The organism is Vogesella perlucida (assembly GCF_979366545.1).
Map to the genome: position 1 here is coordinate 134489 of NZ_CEETRO010000006.1, position 20516 is coordinate 155004.

Consider the following 20516-nt stretch of genomic DNA (forward strand, 5'->3'; position numbering starts at 1 on the left):
CGTGACAGGCCGGTATTCTAACCAACTGAACTACCGCTCCAACCGTAAAACTTGGTGGGCGTTGACGGAGTCGAACCGCCGACATTCTGCTTGTAAGGCAGACGCTCTACCAACTGAGCTAAACGCCCTGAAATCTGTCTCTGCTGCGACGCTGTTTTTGCTGCGTCGTTCAGCGAGGAGGCGAATTAAAACACAGGCTGGGCGGGGCTGCAAGGGGTTATTGCAAGAAAAATGCAGGTTTTCTACAAGCGTCTGTTTTTGTTGCAAGTGATGCTGTCCGCATTTTGTCTGACAGGGTGGTGCGTGATGCAAACCGCTCATGTATCATTGCCCGATTGTCCCTAATCGGAACCTAAGCATGAAGCCGACCTTTCTTGATTTTGAGCAGCCCATTGCCGAGCTCGAGAACAAGATAGAGGAATTGCGTTTCGTCCAAGACGATTCCGTCCTCGATATCTCGGAAGAGATTTCGCGCTTGCAGAAGAAGAGCCAAGAGCTGACAAAAACCTTGTACAGCAAACTGACCCCTTCCCAAATTGCAATTGTGGCGCGTCATCCGCAGCGTCCTTATACGCTGGATTACATTAACAGCCTGTTTACAGACTTTCAGGAGCTGCATGGTGACCGTTCTTTTGCCGACGACCCGGCAATCGTAGGTGGCCTGGCGCGCTTCAATGAACAGCCTGTCATGGTGATTGGCCACCAGAAAGGCCGCGATACCAAAGAGAAGATTTACCGGAATTTCGGCATGCCGCGTCCGGAAGGCTACCGCAAGGCATTGCGCCTGATGCGCACCGCCGAGAAGTTTGGCTTGCCGGTAATCACTTTTGTCGATACCCCGGGCGCGTACCCGGGTATCGGTGCAGAAGAGCGTGGCCAGTCCGAAGCTATCGGTCGCAACCTGTACGAAATGGCCCGCCTGAAGGTGCCGGTTATCGTTACGGTGATCGGTGAGGGCGGTTCCGGTGGCGCGCTGGCGATTGCCGTGGGCGACTACGTGAACATGCTGCAATACTCCACCTACTCGGTGATTTCGCCAGAAGGCTGCGCTTCCATTCTGTGGAAAACCGCCGAACGCGCTGCCGATGCAGCCGAGGCGCTGGGTATTACGGCGCCGCGCCTGAAAACGCTGGGTCTGATCGACCGCGTCGTAAATGAGCCGCTGGGTGGTGCGCACCGCGACCATGCCGCCATGATGACGGCGCTGAAGCGTGTACTGCAAGACCAGCTGAAAGAGGCTAACGGCCGCGGCGTGGACGAGCTGCTGAAAACCCGCTTCGATCGCCTGATGAGCTACGGGCGCTTCAAGGAAAATGCAGCCTGACCTGCTAAATGCCTTGATCCAGAACTGGCCGGACACCTTGTCCGGCCATTCTCATTTGGACGTAGCCCTGTCAGGCGGGCTGGACTCCATGGTATTGCTGGACTTGCTTTGCCGTTGGCGCGACGAGCAGGGTGGGCCACAGCTATCTGCTACCCACGTGCACCATGGCATTAGCCAGCAGGCCGATGCGTGGCTGGTGCATTGCCAGCAGCAATGTGCCCTGCGGCGCGTGCCGCTGCGTGCCGAGCGGGTGCAATTGCAACGGCAGGGGGGAGAGAGCCTGGAGGCGGTGGCACGCGATGCACGCTACGCAGCCTTCGCCCGCTCGCCGCAGCAAGTGCTTGTGTTGGCGCATCATGCCGACGATCAAAGTGAAACGGCGCTGCTTCAGCTGCTACGTGGCGGTGGTGTGAGGGCATTGGCTGCCATGCCAGCGCTACGCCAGTGGCAGGGCAAGTGGCTGTGGCGCCCGTTATTGGCCTGTAGCCGTGCCCAGTTGGCCGCTTATGCCCGCCAGCATAGCCTGCAGTGGGTCGAAGACGACAGCAATGCGGATGCGGCCAACTATCTGCGCAATTATCTGCGCCTGCACACTTTGCCTGCATTGCGGCAACGTGTGAGCGGGCTGGATGCCAGGCTGGCGCGCAGCGCAGCGCAGATGGCAGATGCAGCCAGTGTGCTGGATGAAATGGCGGCACTGGATGCTGCGCAGTGCCTGTCGGGTAGTATCCTGCAGCTGCCAAGCTGGCAGGCCTTGTCGGCGGCAAGGCAGCGCTTGTTGCTGTTGCATTGGCTGGGTCAGCTGGGCTGGTCTTCCCCCGCGCCTGCTGCCATGCTGGCTTTTCAGCAGGCCGTGCTGGTGGGGGAGGCGGCCAGACTGCAGCTGCCACAGGGGCAAATACTACGCTACCGGCAGCAGCTGATGGCGGTGGCCTGGTACGATGGCCCGCTTGTTTTGCCCATGGTTTGTCAGCCTGGCTTGCCCTTGGTGACGGCGCTGGGCAAACTGACGTGGGTTCGCACGCAAGGTGGCTTATCGGAAGGGTGCGCGGGGCAAGCCATGTGGCTGACGGCGCGCAAAGGGGGCGAAACCCTACCGCAAAAGGTTGGCCGCGTGGCGTTGAAAAAGCTGTTCCAGACCCATGCTGTCCCTGCTGCACTGCGCGACGCTTGGCCACTACTGCATCATGCAGACGGCACATTACTAGCTGTGCCAGGGCTGGGTGTTAGTGCCGCCTATCAGGCGCAAGGGGAGGGGTGGTGGCCTCAGTGGCATCCTGCTGCCATCCCTAGGTAAGATGATTATCAAAAAGAGCGGGCCGGCAAGGAGCCGGCCCGCTCTTTTTACATGCCATATGAGCCTAGCCCAGGTTTTTCGGGCCAAATGCACCGGGCAGCAAGGCATCCAGTGTGGTATCGATGATGTCGTCGCCATCACAAATGGCGCGCACCTTCATGGTCGGCCCAAACTCGTTCAGTACCTGTCGGCAGCCGCCGCAGGGAGGGGTAGGAGTGGCGGTGGGTGTATAGATGCACACTGCCAGTACCTCTTCCATGCCCTCTGCCCGGGCGGTGAAAATGGCAGTGCGTTCTGCGCAATTTGTCAGGCCATACGAGGCGTTTTCTACATTGCAGCCGCGTACGATCTTGCCGTCAGCTGTCAGGATGGCAGCCCCTACAGTAAAGCGGCTATAAGGCACATAGGCATGGCGTGCTGCCGCACGAGCTTCCTTGGCCAGGGTATCCCATGGGATGGTGTGTTCCATCAATGCTCTCCACGCAAAAGGGCGAGGGATATTCCTGCTGCCGGGCAGCGCTGTCAATCATTTCTTGTGATGACGCCCGCCGAGACTTTGCTGTGTTCGTCATGCCGAACCTGACATGCTGCCAGCAGTGCTTCGCCCAGCGCACGGGCAATCGCAGGCTCTGCGCGCCAATGGTGCCAGTAGAGGGGTAGGTGCAACGGTGCACCCAGGTTGACCAGGCTGGCATGATTGGCCGCCTGTTCCAGAAACGCTTGCGGTAGCAAACCATAACCCAGCCCGGCCTGGATAAAGTCAAGCATGGCATCCGGTGTGGGCATGCTGGAAAAAGGAAAGCAGCCTTGGTAGGCCGTGCGTTGATACAGGTAGCCTGCATGCCGGGTTTGTTGGCCGTGCAAAATGACAGCGTGTGCGTGTGCCAGCGACGACGCGTTCATGCCGTCAGGAAAATGGCTTTCACGAAATGCGTGTGTGCAGACGCACTGATAGAGAATTTCCCCCAAGTGTTGGCACTGGCTGCCATGCATGGTGGTGCTGTCATGACTAAGCCACCCGCATAGGTGCCCCGAGTTCAGCGCGTTTGCCGGGTCGGTTACTTGCTCGCCAGGCAGGATACGCAGCTGTAATCCCTGTTGTTTGACGAGCGGTAATAGCGCAGGCAAAAGCCAGCTAGACAGGCTGTCGGCATCGGCGCCGATACTGAGCATATTCAGCGTGCTGTTACCAGGCTCGGGCTTGAGGTGTTGCATCAAGTCGAGCTCCAGTAGCTTGATCTGTTTGTAGTGCTGCAACAGGCTCTTTCCTGCCGCCGTTGGCTCCAGGGGCTGGCTACGAACTAACAAAGGTTGTCCTACCATCACCTCAAGCTGCTTGATGCGTTGTGATACCGCTGATTGGGTTACACCCAGTTGTGCGGCTGCACGTTCAAAACCATTGGTTTCGATGACGGAGGCCAGCGTTTGCAGAAGTTTGCTGTCAAGCATGGTGATATGGAGTCGTGGTTGTCATGCGTCAGTGAAAAGATATCTATGCAATAAGGTTAAATTGTTTGTCATTGATCGTTTGAAGTCAATCATTTACATGCGCAATAAGGGCTGCTTGAGGGGTGGTAGTGGTATTTGCAGGGTTTTGTTTTGAAGATTGGTGGCTATCTGATTGCTTTGATTTAAGGCGATGACATGTAGCAAAAGGCAATAAATTGCATGACGCGACTCTAGCCAAACAGAGAAAATTTGCGTAACATGCTCAGCTCTTGAAGGCATCAAGCCTCAGAAGGAAGCGTGGCCGAGTGGTTTAAGGCAGCGGTCTTGAAAACCGCCGAAGGTGTGAGCCTTCCGTGAGTTCGAATCTCACCGCTTCCGCCAAATATTTTTTGGTATGCGCTTGATTTTTAAGGCTGTTTTTAATTTTATCAGCCGGCAAAAAACAACGCAAATATCAAAGCTACTATCAAAAAAGCGATGCTACCGTGCATCGCTTTTTTGCTTTTCAGCCCCGGCACACGGATTGCGCACCGTCTGAAACGGCAGGCTGCCAAAGTTTTACGCTCCTCGATCCAGGCTGTTTGCCAGTGATAACGTGAAAATGCCACCGTATCTACTACTGGCTACGGCCCGGCACCACGCGCAGCCATCCTCCTCGCCCGCCTTGGGCACTCCGTGTTGATTTCGCCTTACTTGCCAACTTGCGGGCAGGTGCCGCTGCGCCTTTTCCATCCGGATCAGGAGCTTCACCATGACTACCCCAACTTCTCTGCAGCCTTTGTTCAAACGCGTCGCCCAGCAAGACCGCCACGACGATCTGCTGGCCGTGATCGCCACCCTCAGCAGCAAGCCGTTAGACACCGTGTACCAGCAGGCCGAAACGCTGGGCATGCCCAAGGTCGGCCCGTTTTATCCGTGGCTGGATGAAACCTTGCTCGGCAAGCTGTTGGTCGCCAACAACCTCAAAGGCGGTGCCTGGAAACCGTGCTCCAGCTACACGGAGTTGCCGGAAATCGCCATTGTGATGACCGACTATCACACTGACTGGGAAGTGGGCCGGTGCGTGCTCTACCATCGCAACACGGGCCAGGATGGCAAATCGGCACAGCCTTACGTGATCGACCCTTACCCGCACGCTGACCCCAAGCTGTACCTGCGCAGCGGCGTGGGTGACATCGCCAAGCTGCGGCCTGCTTGGTATGTCGGAGTCACCGAGTTGTATCGCGATGCCAAAGGCTAAGGACGGTGCACCATGCTGCTTGAGGACTTGTACTTCCAGCAGCTGCACCGCATCGAGCTGGTGGAGCCGTGGCGTCTCGATACCGGGACGCCCGGCCTGCTAGCCGGTGCCGTGTTGCTGCACTTTGAGGATGGGGTGCTGGCGTGCTGGTCGCCGCTACGCTACGGCATGCGGCCAAGCGGGACCGCACTAGGTATCGCGGCTAATGGCGTGCTGACTTCGCCAGGCTACAGGCTAAGCGTGCTGCCAACTGAGGCAGGCGATAAACGGTTCGACCTGACCTTGCCCCGCCACTGCATTAGCGGCCACGCGCTGCAAGACCTGGTGGGCACAGATACCGCGCCCAGATTGATGCTGGCGAACATGGTGGTAGACGAAGCCATGATTACCTTGCGGCTGCGTTTGGGCTTAGGTCAAAACAGCACGTGGCAGCTGGGCTACTTGCCGGCACTGGACGGCAGCGTCGGATTCAGTCCACAGGGCCATACCCTTACGATACGAACTTGGCGCGTTGAAAACGCCGACTCTCCCGCTAGCTGGTTACTGCCAGAAAGCCCTTATCCCTTCGTCTTGGCTGGCCGCATCTGGCCATCCGCCCATCCCAATCACTGGCCACTGGCCTTACGCAAAGCCTGGCAATCGCAGCCAGACAGCACCGCCTACCGCACCATCCTGCGCGAAGCCTTGATTGCACGGTTCCAGCAGCATGACCAGTTCAGACAGCGGTTACTCGCCATGCAGCTGCCGGAATCGGTCAAAGGACTGCCGGAAGGATTGCTGCTTGAGGTGGTGAACGAACTCCGTCGTCTATTCCGCTAAACCTGGATTCGCTGCTAGCAACTGCACAACTTGCGCCTTGGCTTCCGCATCTGCCTTGCTGTAGCGGTAGATCAAATCAGCCATATCGTCCTCCTCTGCATAGAAAAACGCCAAAGGCACCCCCAAGGTCTTGGCCAGATTACTGGCAGTCAACAAGTCTGGCTTGTGCACGCCCAGCTCATAGCGATTGATACGGGTACTGGCCACAAACGGATCTATGCCCGCCGCAATGCCCAGGCTCTTTTGCGACAAGCCTGCGGCCAACCTCGCCTGCTTTAGACGGCGACCCCAAAGCTGATTTGCATCCATCGTCTCGCGCCCAAATAGCTACGAGATTCGTAGGTGCTGTATATTTCAGATACTACGTAATTCGTAGCATTGTAGTCGCAGTCAGTTCCACCACGAGACCTAAAGACATACTTATCGAACAAAGGGATCAAAAATGCGCCACCAGACAAGCAAAAGAATCGACTCACTAACCACTCTTCAGCAACAGCCATTCCGACACTGGCTGACCATGCTAGCCATATGCACTTGCCTGAGTGCCTGCAGCAACAAACCGGAGGACACTGACATCCAGCAAGACCTGGTGGCCACTTACGAATGCCCGATTCTGCAAGTGTCGGATGTGAAGAAGGTAGATGATGCAGAAGTTGACAGTAAAGTGTATGAAGTGGCATTTACCTACACCGTCAGCATCAAAGGCGGTGCCGAAGCAGCGGGAAAGATGTTTGCCGAATGGAGCCATCTGGATGCGCAGATGCACCCCACACAGCTGGCATTGGAGAAGGCACAGTATGAAGCCGATGTGCGAATAGCGAGTGGGCAGGTAGGTGGCGACCGCAACGCCGACCCGGAAGTAAGGCGGCTAAGCCAAGCCAAAGAACAACTAGAGAACCGGATCAACACGCTGGTGCCATGCCAGAGCTTAGAAGCTCTGTCCCGGCTGCAGATTATGCGCAGTACTGCCAAAGAAGCTGCCAAATCCGGCCAAAGCCAGATAGCAGTGCCAGTCGCCATCAAAGTGCGCGGCAATGGACATATGGGCAAAGCAGAAAGCGGCTGGCATTTTGTAGATACTCCAGCCCTGAGTACCGTGGAAGTCGTCACCGAAACAGCCAACTATCCCCGCTTCAAACAGACAGAAGCATCAGCCACCACTCAGCCATCTGCTGCCGAGCTAGACCCACCACCTGCACAGCTAGCCAGCATTGCCGCCACTACTGTGGATACGACCAATACCGCAGATAGCAGCCCCAGCTTTGAATGCGCCAAAGCCAGCACCACCGTGGAGAAGATGATCTGTACCAACCCGAAGTTGGCCGCAGCAGATAGAGATACTGCAGCAGCCTATAAAGCCAAGTTGGCATCGAGTACGGACAGGAGTGGATTGAAACAGCAGCAGGCGAACTGGCGACGGACAGTTCGGGATGCTTGTACGGATGCGGCCTGTTTGGAGGGTGCTTACAAGCAAAGGCTGGTGGAGTTGCGTTAGTAAGGGCATCCAGTAGGCCCGGAGTTCGGCCTTTGCGGACGTTCGAGCGTCATGCTGATAACATCCCTTCACAACCATAAGCGGACTGCACAAAATTGTGCTCATAAGCAACACTCCAACTAGGTGAGATTGAGAATACGGCGGGTAGCTACAAAGCACCAGCGATCAGAAGGCAATACAAAACAAGAGACAGAGTCAAAAAAATCAAAAGGCAAATGATATATGCCGTTTAATCTCGAAAATGCTAGCTTCAAAAGGATCGAGTTATCGATTCCAAGGGAGAGGGTGAACGAATATCTTGGCGAGCTCTGGGATGAGTTCTCAAGGTCGATCGGTCGCGTTAGCTGCTACCAAAACTACCTTGATACCGATGATCCAGAGGTCTATGAGTTCTGTGTGTGCTGGTCAGATCGTGACTTGCCGTTTATCGCGGAATTATCATTTTTCAATCATACGGCGAAAGGCCTGACTCACGTATTGGTCGCCGCGCAGCATTACGAGACGCGGACGGTCAGCAAAGAATTTGAAGGCAAGATTCAAGCGGCCATAACTAAAGTCGCGAAATTACCATCTAGGAAGTTAGCCGAAAAAAGTGGCTACTTTATGGTGCCGTTTCAGGCAGGAGCCAAGTTGTCCGGTGACTACAAGTTACTTTCGTCAGGACTATTGCTGAGGAAGCCCCGAACGGAAGACGAAGACGTTGACGGGTACATACTAGTCCCTCTCGTCGCATCCGATGAGCATGAACAATATTTTGAAGGCTCAAACCTAGCACTAAACATCGCAGCCGCCCTTTCAGTTGTCACACAGCGTCACCTCGTGGTCTCGGAAGACTTACCGTGGAAGAAACTAACCGCGGAGGTTTTCCAATCTGTTTGGGATGATGTTAGTACCTCCGCAGGATGGATAGACGACTCTGGATTCACTGCACAGGAGGAGGTGAAGAAGGTAATTCGACTCAGCGACTCCACGAAGAGAATTATCGAAGAAGGTGACTGCATAACAGAGGGACAGCTCTCGCTTCCTCGACGTGCTGATCAAATTCTCAGCCTGATTCTTAACAACGATAAATACATCCAGTCATGCAGGCGCTTTCATGAAGGCCTCGACCTACGTAGGAAGATGAATCGACGGCTAAACGAGCTCTACACCATCTCCTATGAGTTAATTGCTTATGTATCAGCAATCGAGGCGCTGTTAGATCAACGAAAGGAGAAAATAGACGTTTCGTGCCCTAGCTGTAGCGCAATAGTCGCGCGTGATGAGTGGAAAATTAGCGAGCGATTCAAGAAGTTCGTTGACTCGCACTCTGATAGCAATAGATACTTGAATAGAGTTTTTAAACAGATATATGAAGATAGGTCAAAATTCGTCCATACCGGCATAAACCTGCATAACTATTCTGCCTATAGGCCGAATCGTCCGCTGATCTTGAAGGGGAAAAAGTACGTTAGTGATTTTCCTGATTACTATATCAACGTTCATGAATTTACTGGGACGTTGATCCGGAAGTTTTTTTACATGCAGCTATCACGAAGATCCTAGGTAACGACGTCATGGATATGTTTCTGCCACATTAGCCCACAATAACCGAAATTCACAGGAATGTAAGTCATGTTTAACTTTCTCGTGACATCCAGCACAGGGGCCTGGGACCTACAGGGCTACGAGTACGACAGAGGTCGATTTCTCGAATATACGAGTGACGAAATCGCCGCCAGCTTCCAGGAACTCAGGGATGCGCAGATTCAGACGCTAACTGAGTTGCCGTGCCTATTCGCTTATGAAGGCACCGACGAGCCCATGCGAGTTGGGCGATTAAAGCGAGTCAAGTCGCGTCAAGGCGGACGTCTGCTATACGTTGAACCTGAAATCGACCCTAACATTGCACCAATACCCTTTGAGCAAATTAAGCCGCTTCAAGCAGCTCTCGACATCCGAGGATGGGAACTCAATAGGACGCACTGGGCAATCAAGGACGAAGATCTTTTCCAGGTTTTGGCAAATGCCGGTATTGCCACTGGAGATACAGAAAACTCGAAGGTTTCAAAGGCGGACCTCCCGCCCGTCTCTGTACCTGCGTTCCAAGCAAATAGCGTCGGCACATTCATTGAGAATGTCTTGAACCTTGATCACAGTGGCCGGGAGGTATTCTACCGAGGGCATTCAAATCGCGCAAAGTACAGACTAGAACCATTCATTTTCAGGAAGGACGAACGCGGCAATTTCATGTATCGCGATGCGGAAGACCGAATGTTTCGAGAGCTTCTAATCTCGAATTCCATCGACTTCCACGGTGATGTTTACACCCTGGATCGGCTCGTCCGGATGCAGCATTACTCGTTGCCTACTCGCCTTCTTGACATCAGCTCTAATCCATTGATTGCGCTGTACTTTGCATGCAAAAGCAACCTTGATCACGATGGCGAAGTCATTGTATTTTCGTTAGACCGAAGCGAAATAAAATATTTCGATTCAGATACTGCCAGTTGCATTGCAAATCTGACTCGGCTTCCACCTAGTTCGCGAGATGCAATTGATTTCAGCAGTCAGGATGTGCGCAAATTCAATAAGCAACCTGCGATCAAGCAACTACTTCATTTCATAAAAGAGGAAAAGCCATTCTTTGAGGGCAGATTGATTCCTAGTCACCTCCGGTCAGTAATTTGCGTTAAAGGGAAACATACCAACGACCGGATAGCGTTCCAATCTGGCGCATTTCTGCTCTTCGGCCACGATGCAACACTTGATGAGGACGGTACAGACGTGATTGCGGTTCAGCGAATTGCCGTCACAAACAAGCGCAATGTCCTCCGACAGCTAGATCAGTTGAATATTAACGAGAGCACCGTTTTTCCCTACATCGAAAACTCAGCCAAGTACATTGCAGATAAGTTCGCATTTAAGGGAGAAAAGGTAGACTGACTACTCAGTCGAGTTCGGTGAGGTAAAGACGTTGCAATTCGCTTCTTCGACGATTCCAATTGCAGCAACCTGCCTTGCGGACGTAGATGTGGAAGCATCATTAGGTCCGCAAAGGCCGACAATTTGCCGTTGACCCTTTCCGGACGGCTACAGGTCGGCCTAAGCGGTCAATCACTGCCAATGTTGACTATGTCTGTTTGACCCAAAGCAGTCGATGCCTTCATGAAAAAGCGGACACTAACGTTTGAGCTAACCGGCATGCCGTTGCGGATCCGGTTGAGCGCCAGGTTAGACAACCAGCTGTGCGCCTGTAAGTGCATAGTCGGCTACCGAAGAGTGCTTGCAAGCAGCAACTTCCGGAGGCCAGCAACTGCAGCGGCATTCTGAATTCGATTGAACCCAAAGGCGAAGCGACCTTGCTCCTCCACAAATCCAGGAAGCCATGCCTCACTATTGAGAAGTGGCATTGGATCTAGCAATTGCCCGTCGGTCCCAGTGACCCGAGACTTGAACTCTGGCTTATCCGACGGTTCGACACCACCGATGCGAAAGGTTGCCCTCAAGTAGTAGCGCCGGGGGCTGCCTTCGCCTGCAATTAGCCAGATTCGATTTCCCGTCTTGCCATCTGTTGGCTTCTTTGTGTAGATCGCCAGCTTTTCGATGTCTAGGGCTTGATAGCCCATCTTTTCTACCTTGTGATAGACGACGTAATCGCTCATATGCTCGCAATGGCTCCCTTGTTGTCTAACGTTTGAATTTACCGGACTCGCGTGGCTTGCCGCGACAGGTCCGGTGGAATGATTTGTTAGGCGCGTATTTCGACAAGATTTACTCTCTCTGCAATGGCTTGCATAAGTGCGATTTCAAGGCGCTCTACCTCTTTGCGCACTTCTTCCTTGTGTTTTGCTGTCGAACGAGGATCGGCCAGAACGCTTCCCTCATAACGCTTTGCGTCTGCCAATAGTGTTTCTATATAGCTATGGTTTGCCTGATAAGACTTTCGGGCAACATATGGATCAATGTACACAGTCTTCACAAAGAGCCAGAGGCCAGAAATACAAATAGTCACCAATGGTGCGCAGACGGTTAAGAAAGATTTGTACGGGGAGTCAGCAGGCAGACTGGCGGCTATTGACGCGACAACCGTTCCGATACCGCCTCCAGCAGCTCCTGCGCCAAGGACGCTTGATGAATCCTTACTTCGGATCGACGGCTTTGTCACCATTCTTCACCTCCGCAAGGTTGTTTAAGAGCTTCTCTATGGCCTCCTTACCGGTCTCTCCGTGAAGCTCGACCGACCTTAGCTCAATGCCATTTACCTTTATCGATACGGTGATAGACTCCTTAATCTTCTTTTGAAGAATTGAAGAAATAAGTGGTTTCAGCAGGGATACAACGCTGACTGCTGTGGCAATAACACCTGTCAATAGTGATAGTTCTATAGACACGAAGGTATCCTCATAAGCGCCTAACGCCCAAGTTATGCGGCGCCGGAGCCCGACAGGGCGAAGGGTACCGACATTGGCCATGAAAATGGCGAAGCCATGGCCAGTGTTGACGTCCGCTTGAACGCCCAGCTAGGCCAGACCCGGCCTCCCGCGGCAGTATGTTTACGCCTCATTTGGTGTGCCGGCATTGTCCTGTGGGATGTTTGTGATGTGCATCGAAGCGGCTTTTCGCCAGACAAGATTTCAAGTATGTGAGCTCGGATTTGCCGTTGCTCCTCCTCTTGAGTTTCATGGGCGTTCGGTCGATAGCAGTTATTATACCGTTACGTCATAAACTTCCACCACGGCCAAAGCTTCGTTCTCAGTCAGGGTGGGCATGCCCATGTGCTATCATGGCGGCTAAACATCACCACGGACGCGGCTGAAAGCGTCTTTCTGAGTGGAGGGGACTGCATGGCAAGCATTCATTCGGAGTATCAACGCTTTCTAACGTACCTGAAGCAGCGAGAAGTGCACGACGACGTGCGCCGATTCGCGCACCTAGTGCTAAATCATCTGCAGCCACTTGCCGAGGTCGGAGCAGCGCGCCGTGGGCGGTCCACTCGCCTTGCACCGCTGGCAGTCGCGCAACTGGCGCAGTTGCCTGTCGTGCACGACGTGGAGGCTCACGAGCCCGAAGCTGGGCCGGCACTTGGGCGCCTGCAGCAGCTAGAGGTGGGGCCGTTTCGCGGGTTTATGCGGCAGGAGACGTTCGACCTCAGCCATGACATCACCCTTGTCTATGGCGCCAACGGCACAGGCAAGAGCAGCTTCTGTGAGGCATTAGAAGTGGCGATGCTTGGCTCTATCAGTGAAGCGCAAGTCAAGCGGGTCGATCAGCGTATTTACTGCAACAATGCCCGCCTGCGTCGCCATGTCGCGCCGGTTCTCTCCGCCAGAGGGGCTGGCCAGGCTCAGACAGTGCGGCCAGACGAGACCGAGTACCGCTTCTGCTTCATAGAAAAGAACCGCCTCGATGACTTCGCCCGCATCGCCGCGCGAACCCCAAGCGATCAGAGACAGCTCATCGCGACCTTGTTCGGCGTGGATCAGTTCAGCGAATTCGTCCGTGGCTTCAATCCCTCGCTCGATCAGGACTTGATGCTCGTTGGGGTTCAGGCGTCTCAGTTGGTACAGCGCCGCCTGCAACTATCGAACTCCGAGCAAACGATCGCGGCCTACCCGCAAAAAATCTCAGCAGTCGAGGGCTTGGAGCATGCCTTGGCGCAGCGCATGTTCCCCGGCGTGGCGTACCAGGCTTGCGTGGACTGGCTGCTCGGTACGCCGCAACAGCAAGGGCGGCTGCCGTTTGTCCAAGGACAGCTGGATGCCGTCCCACCTGCCGTACACGAGGTCACCCGAGCGCAGCTGCAGGCACTTCTGGCAGAAGCCTACCGCGTCCAGGGGTTTTGGCAGGAGTCGTCCTGTCAGCTCGCAGCCCGTGCTGGCGAGGTGTCATACGCTAAGCTCTACGAGGCGGTGCTAGCCCTAGCCGACGGGGCGACCGCCTGTCCCGCATGCGGTACCGACCTGGCTGCTGTGGCTCAGGATCCTTTCGCCAAGGCGCGCGCGGGATTGGAGCAGCTCGCGCAATTGGCTGCCCTTCAGCAGCAAGAGGCCAATCTTCGGACGCGACTGAGTGAGGCCGTGCGGTTGCTCTGGGACGAGATGCGTCGAGTCGTGGCGGCCGCTGTACATGCGTGTCCTGCTGAACTGCAGGCAGCGGGCCTGCCTCAGCTGCCTCCCACCGCTGCAGGCAACTGGCTCGGTGCGTGGGTCGATGGTGAGCGACATGCTTGGAACGCTCTGCTGCGGGTCGCTGAAATCATTGAGCAGTTCGACGCGCAGGCTCGCGAAGTGCTTGCCCAGCGCGGAGCGCTGGCCCAAGAACGGGACAGGTTGAACCAGCATCGGCTGGAGGTCGAACAACTTCGGACCATGCGCATGACGGCGGACCAGGAACTGGCTACAGCCCACCAAACCGTGGCCCAGTTCGACAAAGCGAACCACGAACTGATCCAGGCTGTCGCGGCAGAGGTGCCGCTGGTCGCGCACCATCAGCGGATCAAGGCCGCCTACGACGGTTTCCTGCCCGAGATCCAGGCCTACCTGGCCGCATTGCCGGGCGTACTGCTCCAGGGCCTGGGAGAACAGGCCCGCCATCTGTACAACGCGTTCAATCGCGCTGATCCGCCCAGCGACCTGCTGCACGCGCTGTGGCTGCCAGTGGCAGAGAACGGCAAGATCGAGGTGGAGTACGTCGGCGAACCGGGCGTACGCTATGACGCACTGATCGTCTTCAGTGAAGGACATATCAAATGCTTGGGCCTGGCGATACTACTGGCCAAAAACATCGCGCAGGGCTGCCCCGTAGTCATCTTTGATGATGTTGTCAATGCGATCGACGATGACCACCGCGATGGGATTTGGCGCACCTTCTTCGAGGATGGTCTGCTGGATGGAAAGCAAGTCATCCTAACTTCGCACGCCGAAGAGTTCCTGCATCGCATCCAGCAGGAGTTGGGCACTCGTCGTGCCACGTCCATCAAGCGCTATAAGTTCCTGCCGCATCAAGGGGAGCACGAGCTCCGCGTCGACAGCAATCCGCCGACGAAGAACTACGTTCTGCTGGCCCAGCAGGCATTGGCTGCCGACGAGAAGCGCGAGGCACTGCGCCAGGCTCGACCTGCGCTGGAGAGCCTGACTGACCGTATCTGGACTTGGCTGGGTCGACGTACGGATGGGCGCATTGAGCTCAAGCTAGGTGGTCCCCGCTCGCCATGGGAGCTTAATAACAAATGTACTAAGTTACGGTCAGCCGTCGATCGCATCGCTGCACAGCACGACGGAGCACCAGATGTCGTCGCAGGATTGACACGCCTGCTTGGTGTTGGCGCAGGAAGCATCGAATGGGGCTATCTCAACAGTGGTGTGCACGACTCCCAACGTGACCATGAGTTCGACCGCACCACTGTGCGCACAATAGTCGAATCGGTTACAGCATTGGATGAGGCATTAGCAGTGCTACTCGGACGCTAACTCAAGGTAAGTAATCTCTTGACGTGACGTGTTTCTTGAGTAGCCGCTCGTTGGCAAGATACTTTTGTGGCTGCTTTCAAGGCGCAAGCAGCCAATTTTCATCTCACCAGTGAAGGGCTGCTAAGGCCGACAACCGGCCACTTCTACACCACCGGCAACTCCTCCCAACAGGTCGTCCATCGTAGCAACCTTTTTTCTTGCCGCATCGCCCAACCAAGTGCCACTTTTTGTATGGAGGTCTGGCCCTTACAACAAACTCGGTATCTTCCGCTTTGCCACCGGCCTGATGTACCTGGCCAGCATCAGGTCGCTGGTATGCCCAGTTTGCTCTCGTATCTGCCACGGCTGTAGCCCGGCGATGGCTGCCTGAGTGCAGTAGCCGGCCCGCAAGCTGTGGCCACTCACTTGGCCGGGGTCGCCACCAGCCTTCTTCACCGCCTCTTTCAGTATTAGCGCCACGGACTGAGCACTAAGCGGTGTGGTGGACACGTTCTCGTGGCGGTCTACCGCCCGAAACAGCCAGCCGTCTTTAATCCCAGCTACTTCGCGGTAGTGCTTTAGCGCCAGCACCGGGCAACGGTTGCCGCCCGCGTAGGGGATAAAGCACGTGCGGCCAACGCCTTCTTGGTCTGTTTTGGACCGCCTCAGCAGTATCTCCAGCCCGTCCGGGTACTCCGTCACATCCTCACACCGCAATGCCACCAGCTCCGAGCGCCGTAGTGCAGCCGCCCAGCCAACCAGTATCAAGGCCTGGTCTCGGGCTGCTCGTATTGGTCGTTGATCGCCCATCGCAAACAGGACTTCCAGCAAGTCATCGCGCACCAAGGCTTTGACGCGGCGCTGCCGTTTGCCAAAGGTACGCCGGATGCCCTGCATGGTGCGCTTCACCAAGGCGTGCTTTACTGGCGATGGGTAGCCTTGGTCGATGTGGGCCTTATGGATGGCCACCAACCTGCGCTCTAGCGTAGCCACGGCCAGTTTGCCGGCGACGGCTACCAAGTACTGCACCAATTGCTCAGGCGTGGCCGGGATACTGCCACCGGCGCAGCAAAAGTACCGCACATCATTGGCATACTCCCGTTTCGTTGAAAGAGACTGCGCCGCCGCCATCAGCTCTTCAGCCGTATAAGCAGGCTGGGAAAGGTTTTCATCTGTTGTATCCACCTGCTGCTCGGTGGTCAAAATCACGTTTTTCATGGCTTTGTCATCAATTCGAATGTTATGTTTGCGTTAGTCAGCGCATCGCAATAAAGCGGCACGCTGGCCGCTGGCTGGCTAGTACTCGCAAGGGAACAGCAAAGTGGTGACGCTGCGGTCGGCTTCGGTAATGACCCAGACGCGCTTGGCGGCCATCTGATAGCTGGAAAAGATGCGCAAGCCGTTCTTCACGGCAAAGTCGTTTTCGGCGGCATCTTCGGGCGGCACATCGCCCCAATCGCCGCGCTGGTGACGCCCTAAGAATGGCTTGGCGTCGTGCTGATTGGCCATCAGGTGATCGAACACGGCGCGGGTGGCAACGACACGGCCGAGAGAAAAGAGTGGTAAGGATTGGGGATGCTTGGCTTGCATGGCTGGCTCCTTGAAAGGTTGGCCGCCGTGCGGTACCGGCTGCAGAAATGCCAAAAGCCAAGACGCGTAAACGTCTTGGCTTGTGGTGATGCGGTAACCGCTTGGCGGCGCGGCAAATGCTGCCGCAGTTTCAAGCTACCAGGCGATTAACTATAGCGCGATGGCGGTGTAACTTTGGTAAAGATTAGATCGAATTATTATTTAGCCGCCGAGTTTACTTCTTGAAATAAAATTTATTTAGCACAAAATACAAAACCAACGTACATCTTCACTGTTCGTGTTTTTTGATGTTGCACTCTATAAAACCCTTCACTCATAGCTGCTAAAATACTATGGATATTAACGACTATCGCATTGAGGTAGACACAATTCTCAATGATCAGCGGGTAACTAGGGCTGATGCTACCGAGTATGCGGCACATTACACGAGCGTAGAAACACCGCGCTTACTTCTTCAGACACCCGCCACAAACGTTATGCGACAGTTTGATGGTGATTACATGAATGATCCAGAGGAAGGGCGCTATCTAGTTGATGTAATGATTCGAGCAGCACGGAAATGTACTCATCCACATAAAGAAGCATTCGTTGAACGCCTAGCTCAGCTAAGAACATCGCGCCTTCTTTACTCTGCTTATAACAAATGTACGTTTCTTTCGTGCTGGACAGTAACAACGGTCAAAGCTGGTGAAGAGTCGACAAGCGACTCCTTGAATCACTGGCGTTTTTATGGCGCAGATGGGAAAGGTTCTTGTTTAATGATTCCCCTTACAAACCTACTCCCAGTATTTCCAAACCAACTATACCGCGTCACTTACGGTACTGAAACAAGAGGCGGAGGTACAGCGGCTGCCACGCGTCCAGTTCGTAAACTTGAGCAAGCCCTTGTTGAGCGTCTCAACCATATACGAAGAAGCCGCTCCAACGCGATGGCCGATCTTGAAGAAGTAATTCAAGCCACACACCCACTCCTCTTCTTGTTTAAGTCCTCTGAGTATGCATCGGAAAGAGAGGTTCGATCTATCGTTCATAAGGATGACTATGCTCAAGCCTCAGGAGTTCAATTTGATAACAGAGATCCGAAGCGCGCTTACATTGAAAGCAATATGGGCCTAATTTCTAATAACTCGATGGTGCACTTCGGGCCAAAAGCTGACCACAAGTTTGCGATTGAAACAATGGGGCTGGCTGACACATTAGGTGTGAATATTAGCGTCTTTGTTAGTGCCAAACCATATCGATAATGAAGTCTGAGGTTCAATTTCCCATCACGCCTGTCCTTGCGGAATAGACCAGACAACGAGTCAAGTAAGGCTTAAACGGCCTTGCTTAACCACTTATATTTTCCTGTGAGCGTAGTCCCGAAAGTTGGCTAGTATTTTAAGTAGCCACTATTTTTCTAAGGATGGTCTGAACAAGAGACCGACTACAACCTTGGAGCGTAACAACACATTGACTATATTTTTTCAATATTTTTACTCAGAGATTTTTCCAGACCTCCCCTAAATAAGAATATCTGTGATCCTATTTTCACCGCTGGATGAAGTGATAAAGCGAAGATGTCCTCGGCTTGCCATCTCTTTCAAGAGTGGCATAAAATTTTTATATGGGGTCCGTGAGACATCAAAGCTGGGATCAAGCTCCTTCATTTTGCTATTGGCAGTGGATACATTGACTGGCAGTTTGTTGCGATCAATGTTACGTAATGCTTTGACGAAAAGATTTTCGATAGCATCATCAAACGTCTTGATTTGGGTCCTAGCAAAGTCCTCAAGAAAGAGTAGCGTATCAAATGCCTTGGCTAAGATTGCACGGTCTTTGTCCATCCGTCGGCAAACCAGCCACACCTCCTTACCGTACTTGCGAAGTCGGTCACCAATCACAGTGAAATCAGAATCGCTGGTCAGAAAGCAGTAACGATCGATCTTAGGGTTTCCTAGGTACAGTGTTTCGAACGCATCTAGGCTGATAAAAAGATCAGCACGATTCTTCTCAACACCAATTTTCGGGGTGTCGATCAGAGTAAAATTATGGTCGATCAGTTGCTCTTTAAGGGTTTTTCTTCCCGTGACTTGGTTACCATATGCTGCCTTTATTACGAAAATACAATTATGATCATCATCGGCGCGAAGCAAAGCACTCATTAGATCTTCAAGTACAAAGTCAGTCGAGGCAACATTTTCCATGTCAACATAGACCGCAATATTATACATTTGCTTTTTCATGACTATAAAATGTGGAAATGACTGCCATAATATATAAAAATTTCATGCCAAAGTCAAAAAAAATCTAAATATCTATCGAATAATAAATCATGCAATAGATAAATTTCCAATCGCCGTTCATAAGTGATTGACTCGTCTTCATATAGCGCGTGTTTTTTGCTGCCTAAAAAGCCCCCTTTACCAACACCTCTCCCCCACAAGCAGCAGTAAGCATAAGCAGAGGTAGCAGCAATACAGCCCGGTACTGGCCTTGGTCGGTGCCGGGTTTGTTTTTGGCAGGCTTACCATTGGTCACCTCCCAAATCTGTGGAGTTGGTTGTGCTGGCCGCGGGTTCGGTGCTTTCGGCGGGGCAAGCAGGCCCGACAGGTCGCACGCGAATGTCCCCGTTATCCAGCAAGCGGACGGAAACGTAGTGGCCTGCGGCCAACCCTGCGGCTTGCAGCAAGGCAGCGGGCAAGCGCAGGCCGGTTGAGTTGCCCCAGCGGCATAAGCGGACGGTCATGGTTTTCTCCTTGTATCGCCAATGACAATCAGCAAATTGCGCTGGGGCGCGGCAAGCTGGCTTAGCCGAGCGGCGGTACGTAGCACGCGGTGCCGTGTGCCCAAGCCGGTACCGGCAACACGTTGCCGGGGCTGAACAACTCGGCCAGATCGACGGCGGGCAAGCGTTCGGGGCGGCGGTGGCTGAGGATGTTGATACCGGTTTTGCGCTCGATGCTGCCAACGTACTTGTGCACGCTGCTGCGGCTACGGAACAAGGATTTGACGTCGCGCCCGTGTAGCCAGGCTTCGTAGACGTTGCGTTCGGGCAGGGTCAGCATGACGAGTTCGTCGTCGGTGAGCAGGCGCTGGATAGCGTGGCGCAGGCGGTAATGGCGCAGGCCGCGAAAGTACAGCTCGGCGAGGTCGAGGTCCCACCACGCACGGCCGCTTTGCAGCTTCAGGTACGCCAGCCCTTGCGAGTACAGCTTGAGTTCAACCCGCAGTGCGTGGCGGAAGTCAGCCAGAATGCGCTGTTGCAGCGGGCCGGGCTTGCGCCAGTGTTGCTGCAGCTCCTGGTACTTGTCGTAGAGGGTGAGCACGTGGTGGGTGCTGCGGCGTTTGCGGGTAAAGCCCAGGCTGATTTCGCTGTCACCATTGCGGTGCTTGCCCTTGCCGTGGTGCTGGTCCACCGCATCGATGATGGGCTGCAGCAGTTCGCGCTGGCAGGCAAAGTTGGCGGTGAGGTGGACTTCGGTAAGCCAGTACAAGCCGTCCAGCCAGTACTGCCGCTCTCGCGGGTCCACGGTGATGTTGTATCGGTGGGTCAGCAGATCAAAGATGCGGCAGACGTAATCATGCAGATTGCCGTGCCCGAACACATTGTGACGCTGCAGCAGCTTGGGTGGGCACACGTGGATTTCCAGCTGGCTAGCCACGCCATTGCATACCTTGCGTGAGCGGACATAGAACTGGCTGTCGGGATGATCGAGTTTGCCGTTTAACCCGTTGCCGGCGTGGCGGATTTCACCGCTGTCAAAGTCGATGTACTCCCACTGGCCACCGCCCAGCACGCTATGCGTGCAGGGTCCGGTAACGCGGAAACGGTCGATGTGGATATTGGCTGGCTGTGTGCTGGTAGTGCTGGGGGTAGCGGTGAACATGAT

21 protein-coding genes, 2 tRNA genes and 1 pseudogene are annotated in these 20516 nt (G+C 54.4%); 10 read left to right on the forward strand and 14 right to left on the reverse strand.

Annotated elements, in window-relative coordinates:
• Positions 1-52: 52 nt before the first annotated feature.
• Positions 53-128, reverse strand: a tRNA-Val gene (locus tag ACZ9XP_RS10650).
• Positions 129-358: 230 nt separating this feature from the next.
• Between ACZ9XP_RS10650 and ACZ9XP_RS10655 the strand changes: the two genes are divergently transcribed.
• Positions 359-1324, forward strand: coding sequence for an acetyl-CoA carboxylase carboxyltransferase subunit alpha (locus tag ACZ9XP_RS10655; RefSeq protein WP_147688712.1), 966 nt, complete (start codon positions 359-361; stop codon positions 1322-1324).
• On the forward strand, positions 1314-2621 hold the full coding sequence (gene tilS / locus ACZ9XP_RS10660; protein WP_147688713.1) for a tRNA lysidine(34) synthetase TilS: 1308 nt from the start codon (positions 1314-1316) through the stop codon (positions 2619-2621). Before ACZ9XP_RS10655 ends, tilS begins: the two co-directional genes overlap by 11 nt.
• Positions 2622-2685: 64 nt before the next feature.
• Here tilS and ACZ9XP_RS10665 read toward each other — a convergent pair whose 3' ends face one another.
• Both ACZ9XP_RS10665 and ACZ9XP_RS10670 read right to left on the reverse strand, forming a co-directional pair.
• Positions 2686-3090, reverse strand: coding sequence for a cytidine deaminase (locus ACZ9XP_RS10665; RefSeq protein WP_147688714.1), 405 nt, complete (start codon positions 3088-3090; stop codon positions 2686-2688).
• Positions 3091-3143: 53 nt separating this feature from the next.
• Positions 3144-4070 carry an ArgP/LysG family DNA-binding transcriptional regulator gene (locus ACZ9XP_RS10670; RefSeq protein WP_147688715.1) on the reverse strand — a complete coding sequence of 309 codons (927 nt, stop codon included), beginning with the start codon at positions 4068-4070 and terminating at the stop codon, positions 3144-3146.
• A gap of 291 nt (positions 4071-4361) precedes the next feature.
• Here ACZ9XP_RS10670 and ACZ9XP_RS10675 point away from each other — a divergent pair.
• From ACZ9XP_RS10675 to ACZ9XP_RS10685, 3 genes are all read left to right on the forward strand, one after another.
• Positions 4362-4451 (forward strand) — tRNA-Ser (locus ACZ9XP_RS10675).
• Positions 4452-4821: 370 nt separating this feature from the next.
• Positions 4822-5310 carry a hypothetical protein gene (locus tag ACZ9XP_RS10680; protein WP_465188393.1) on the forward strand — a complete coding sequence of 163 codons (489 nt, stop codon included), beginning with the start codon at positions 4822-4824 and terminating at the stop codon, positions 5308-5310.
• Between the two features lie 12 nt (positions 5311-5322).
• Positions 5323-6129, forward strand: coding sequence for a hypothetical protein (locus tag ACZ9XP_RS10685; protein WP_465188394.1), 807 nt, complete (start codon positions 5323-5325; stop codon positions 6127-6129).
• Here the strand turns inward: ACZ9XP_RS10685 and ACZ9XP_RS10690 are convergent.
• Positions 6118-6438 (reverse strand): helix-turn-helix domain-containing protein, encoded by a 321-nt coding sequence (locus tag ACZ9XP_RS10690; RefSeq protein WP_465188395.1) that lies wholly within the window; start codon positions 6436-6438, stop codon positions 6118-6120. The two genes, ACZ9XP_RS10685 and ACZ9XP_RS10690, sit on opposite strands and share 12 nt — an antisense overlap.
• A gap of 280 nt (positions 6439-6718) precedes the next feature.
• Between ACZ9XP_RS10690 and ACZ9XP_RS10695 the strand changes: the two genes are divergently transcribed.
• From ACZ9XP_RS10695 to ACZ9XP_RS10705, 3 genes are all read left to right on the forward strand, one after another.
• Positions 6719-7624, forward strand: a complete 906-nt coding sequence (locus ACZ9XP_RS10695; protein ID WP_465188396.1) for a lysozyme inhibitor LprI family protein — start codon at positions 6719-6721, stop codon at positions 7622-7624.
• A gap of 222 nt (positions 7625-7846) precedes the next feature.
• A complete protein-coding gene (locus ACZ9XP_RS10700) occupies positions 7847-9169 on the forward strand; it encodes a hypothetical protein (protein ID WP_465188397.1) in 1323 nt (440 codons plus the stop codon).
• 69 nt (positions 9170-9238) lie between these two features.
• Positions 9239-10549, forward strand: a complete 1311-nt coding sequence (locus ACZ9XP_RS10705; protein ID WP_465188398.1) for an FRG domain-containing protein — start codon at positions 9239-9241, stop codon at positions 10547-10549.
• Between the two features lie 326 nt (positions 10550-10875).
• Here the strand turns inward: ACZ9XP_RS10705 and ACZ9XP_RS10710 are convergent, their stop codons facing one another.
• The 4 genes and pseudogenes from ACZ9XP_RS10710 to ACZ9XP_RS10725 form a co-directional block, all read right to left on the reverse strand.
• Positions 10876-11268: a hypothetical protein gene (locus tag ACZ9XP_RS10710; RefSeq protein WP_465188399.1), complete on the reverse strand. Its 393-nt coding sequence runs from the start codon at positions 11266-11268 to the stop codon at positions 10876-10878.
• Positions 11269-11354: 86 nt separating this feature from the next.
• Positions 11355-11774: a hypothetical protein gene (locus tag ACZ9XP_RS10715; RefSeq protein WP_465188400.1), complete on the reverse strand. Its 420-nt coding sequence runs from the start codon at positions 11772-11774 to the stop codon at positions 11355-11357.
• A complete protein-coding gene (locus ACZ9XP_RS10720; protein WP_465188401.1) occupies positions 11746-11997 on the reverse strand; it encodes a hypothetical protein in 252 nt (83 codons plus the stop codon). The genes ACZ9XP_RS10715 and ACZ9XP_RS10720 overlap by 29 nt, the downstream gene beginning before the upstream one ends.
• 32 nt (positions 11998-12029) lie before the next feature.
• Positions 12030-12302 (reverse strand): annotated as a pseudogene (locus ACZ9XP_RS10725) (hypothetical protein); the annotation flags it as partial.
• A gap of 148 nt (positions 12303-12450) precedes the next feature.
• On the opposite strand from ACZ9XP_RS10725, the gene ACZ9XP_RS10730 reads away from it, so the two are divergent.
• Entirely contained in the window at positions 12451-15075 is a 2625-nt protein-coding gene (locus tag ACZ9XP_RS10730; RefSeq protein ID WP_465188402.1) for an AAA family ATPase, read from the forward strand.
• Positions 15076-15218: 143 nt separating this feature from the next.
• On the opposite strand, the gene ACZ9XP_RS10735 is transcribed toward ACZ9XP_RS10730, so the two are convergent.
• From ACZ9XP_RS10735 to ACZ9XP_RS10745, 3 genes are all read right to left on the reverse strand, one after another.
• Positions 15219-15299, reverse strand: a complete 81-nt coding sequence (locus ACZ9XP_RS10735; RefSeq protein ID WP_465188480.1) for a DUF4113 domain-containing protein — start codon at positions 15297-15299, stop codon at positions 15219-15221.
• A gap of 22 nt (positions 15300-15321) precedes the next feature.
• Positions 15322-16272 carry a site-specific integrase gene (locus ACZ9XP_RS10740; protein WP_465188403.1) on the reverse strand — a complete coding sequence of 317 codons (951 nt, stop codon included), beginning with the start codon at positions 16270-16272 and terminating at the stop codon, positions 15322-15324.
• Positions 16273-16350: 78 nt separating this feature from the next.
• Positions 16351-16644 (reverse strand): hypothetical protein, encoded by a 294-nt coding sequence (locus ACZ9XP_RS10745; RefSeq protein WP_465188404.1) that lies wholly within the window; start codon positions 16642-16644, stop codon positions 16351-16353.
• A gap of 332 nt (positions 16645-16976) precedes the next feature.
• Between ACZ9XP_RS10745 and ACZ9XP_RS10750 the strand changes: the two genes are divergently transcribed.
• The gene (locus tag ACZ9XP_RS10750; RefSeq protein WP_465188405.1) at positions 16977-17888 is read left to right on the forward strand and encodes a hypothetical protein; all 912 of its coding nucleotides are present in this window, start codon (positions 16977-16979) and stop codon (positions 17886-17888) included.
• A gap of 258 nt (positions 17889-18146) precedes the next feature.
• Here the strand turns inward: ACZ9XP_RS10750 and ACZ9XP_RS10755 are convergent, their stop codons facing one another.
• From ACZ9XP_RS10755 to ACZ9XP_RS10765, 3 genes are all read right to left on the reverse strand, one after another.
• Positions 18147-18869, reverse strand: coding sequence for an NYN domain-containing protein (locus ACZ9XP_RS10755; RefSeq protein ID WP_465188406.1), 723 nt, complete (start codon positions 18867-18869; stop codon positions 18147-18149).
• A gap of 281 nt (positions 18870-19150) precedes the next feature.
• A complete protein-coding gene (locus ACZ9XP_RS10760) occupies positions 19151-19372 on the reverse strand; it encodes an AbrB/MazE/SpoVT family DNA-binding domain-containing protein (protein ID WP_465188408.1) in 222 nt (73 codons plus the stop codon).
• A gap of 61 nt (positions 19373-19433) precedes the next feature.
• A complete protein-coding gene (locus ACZ9XP_RS10765) occupies positions 19434-20513 on the reverse strand; it encodes a phage/plasmid replication protein, II/X family (RefSeq protein ID WP_465188409.1) in 1080 nt (359 codons plus the stop codon).
• Positions 20514-20516 lie beyond the last annotated feature (3 nt).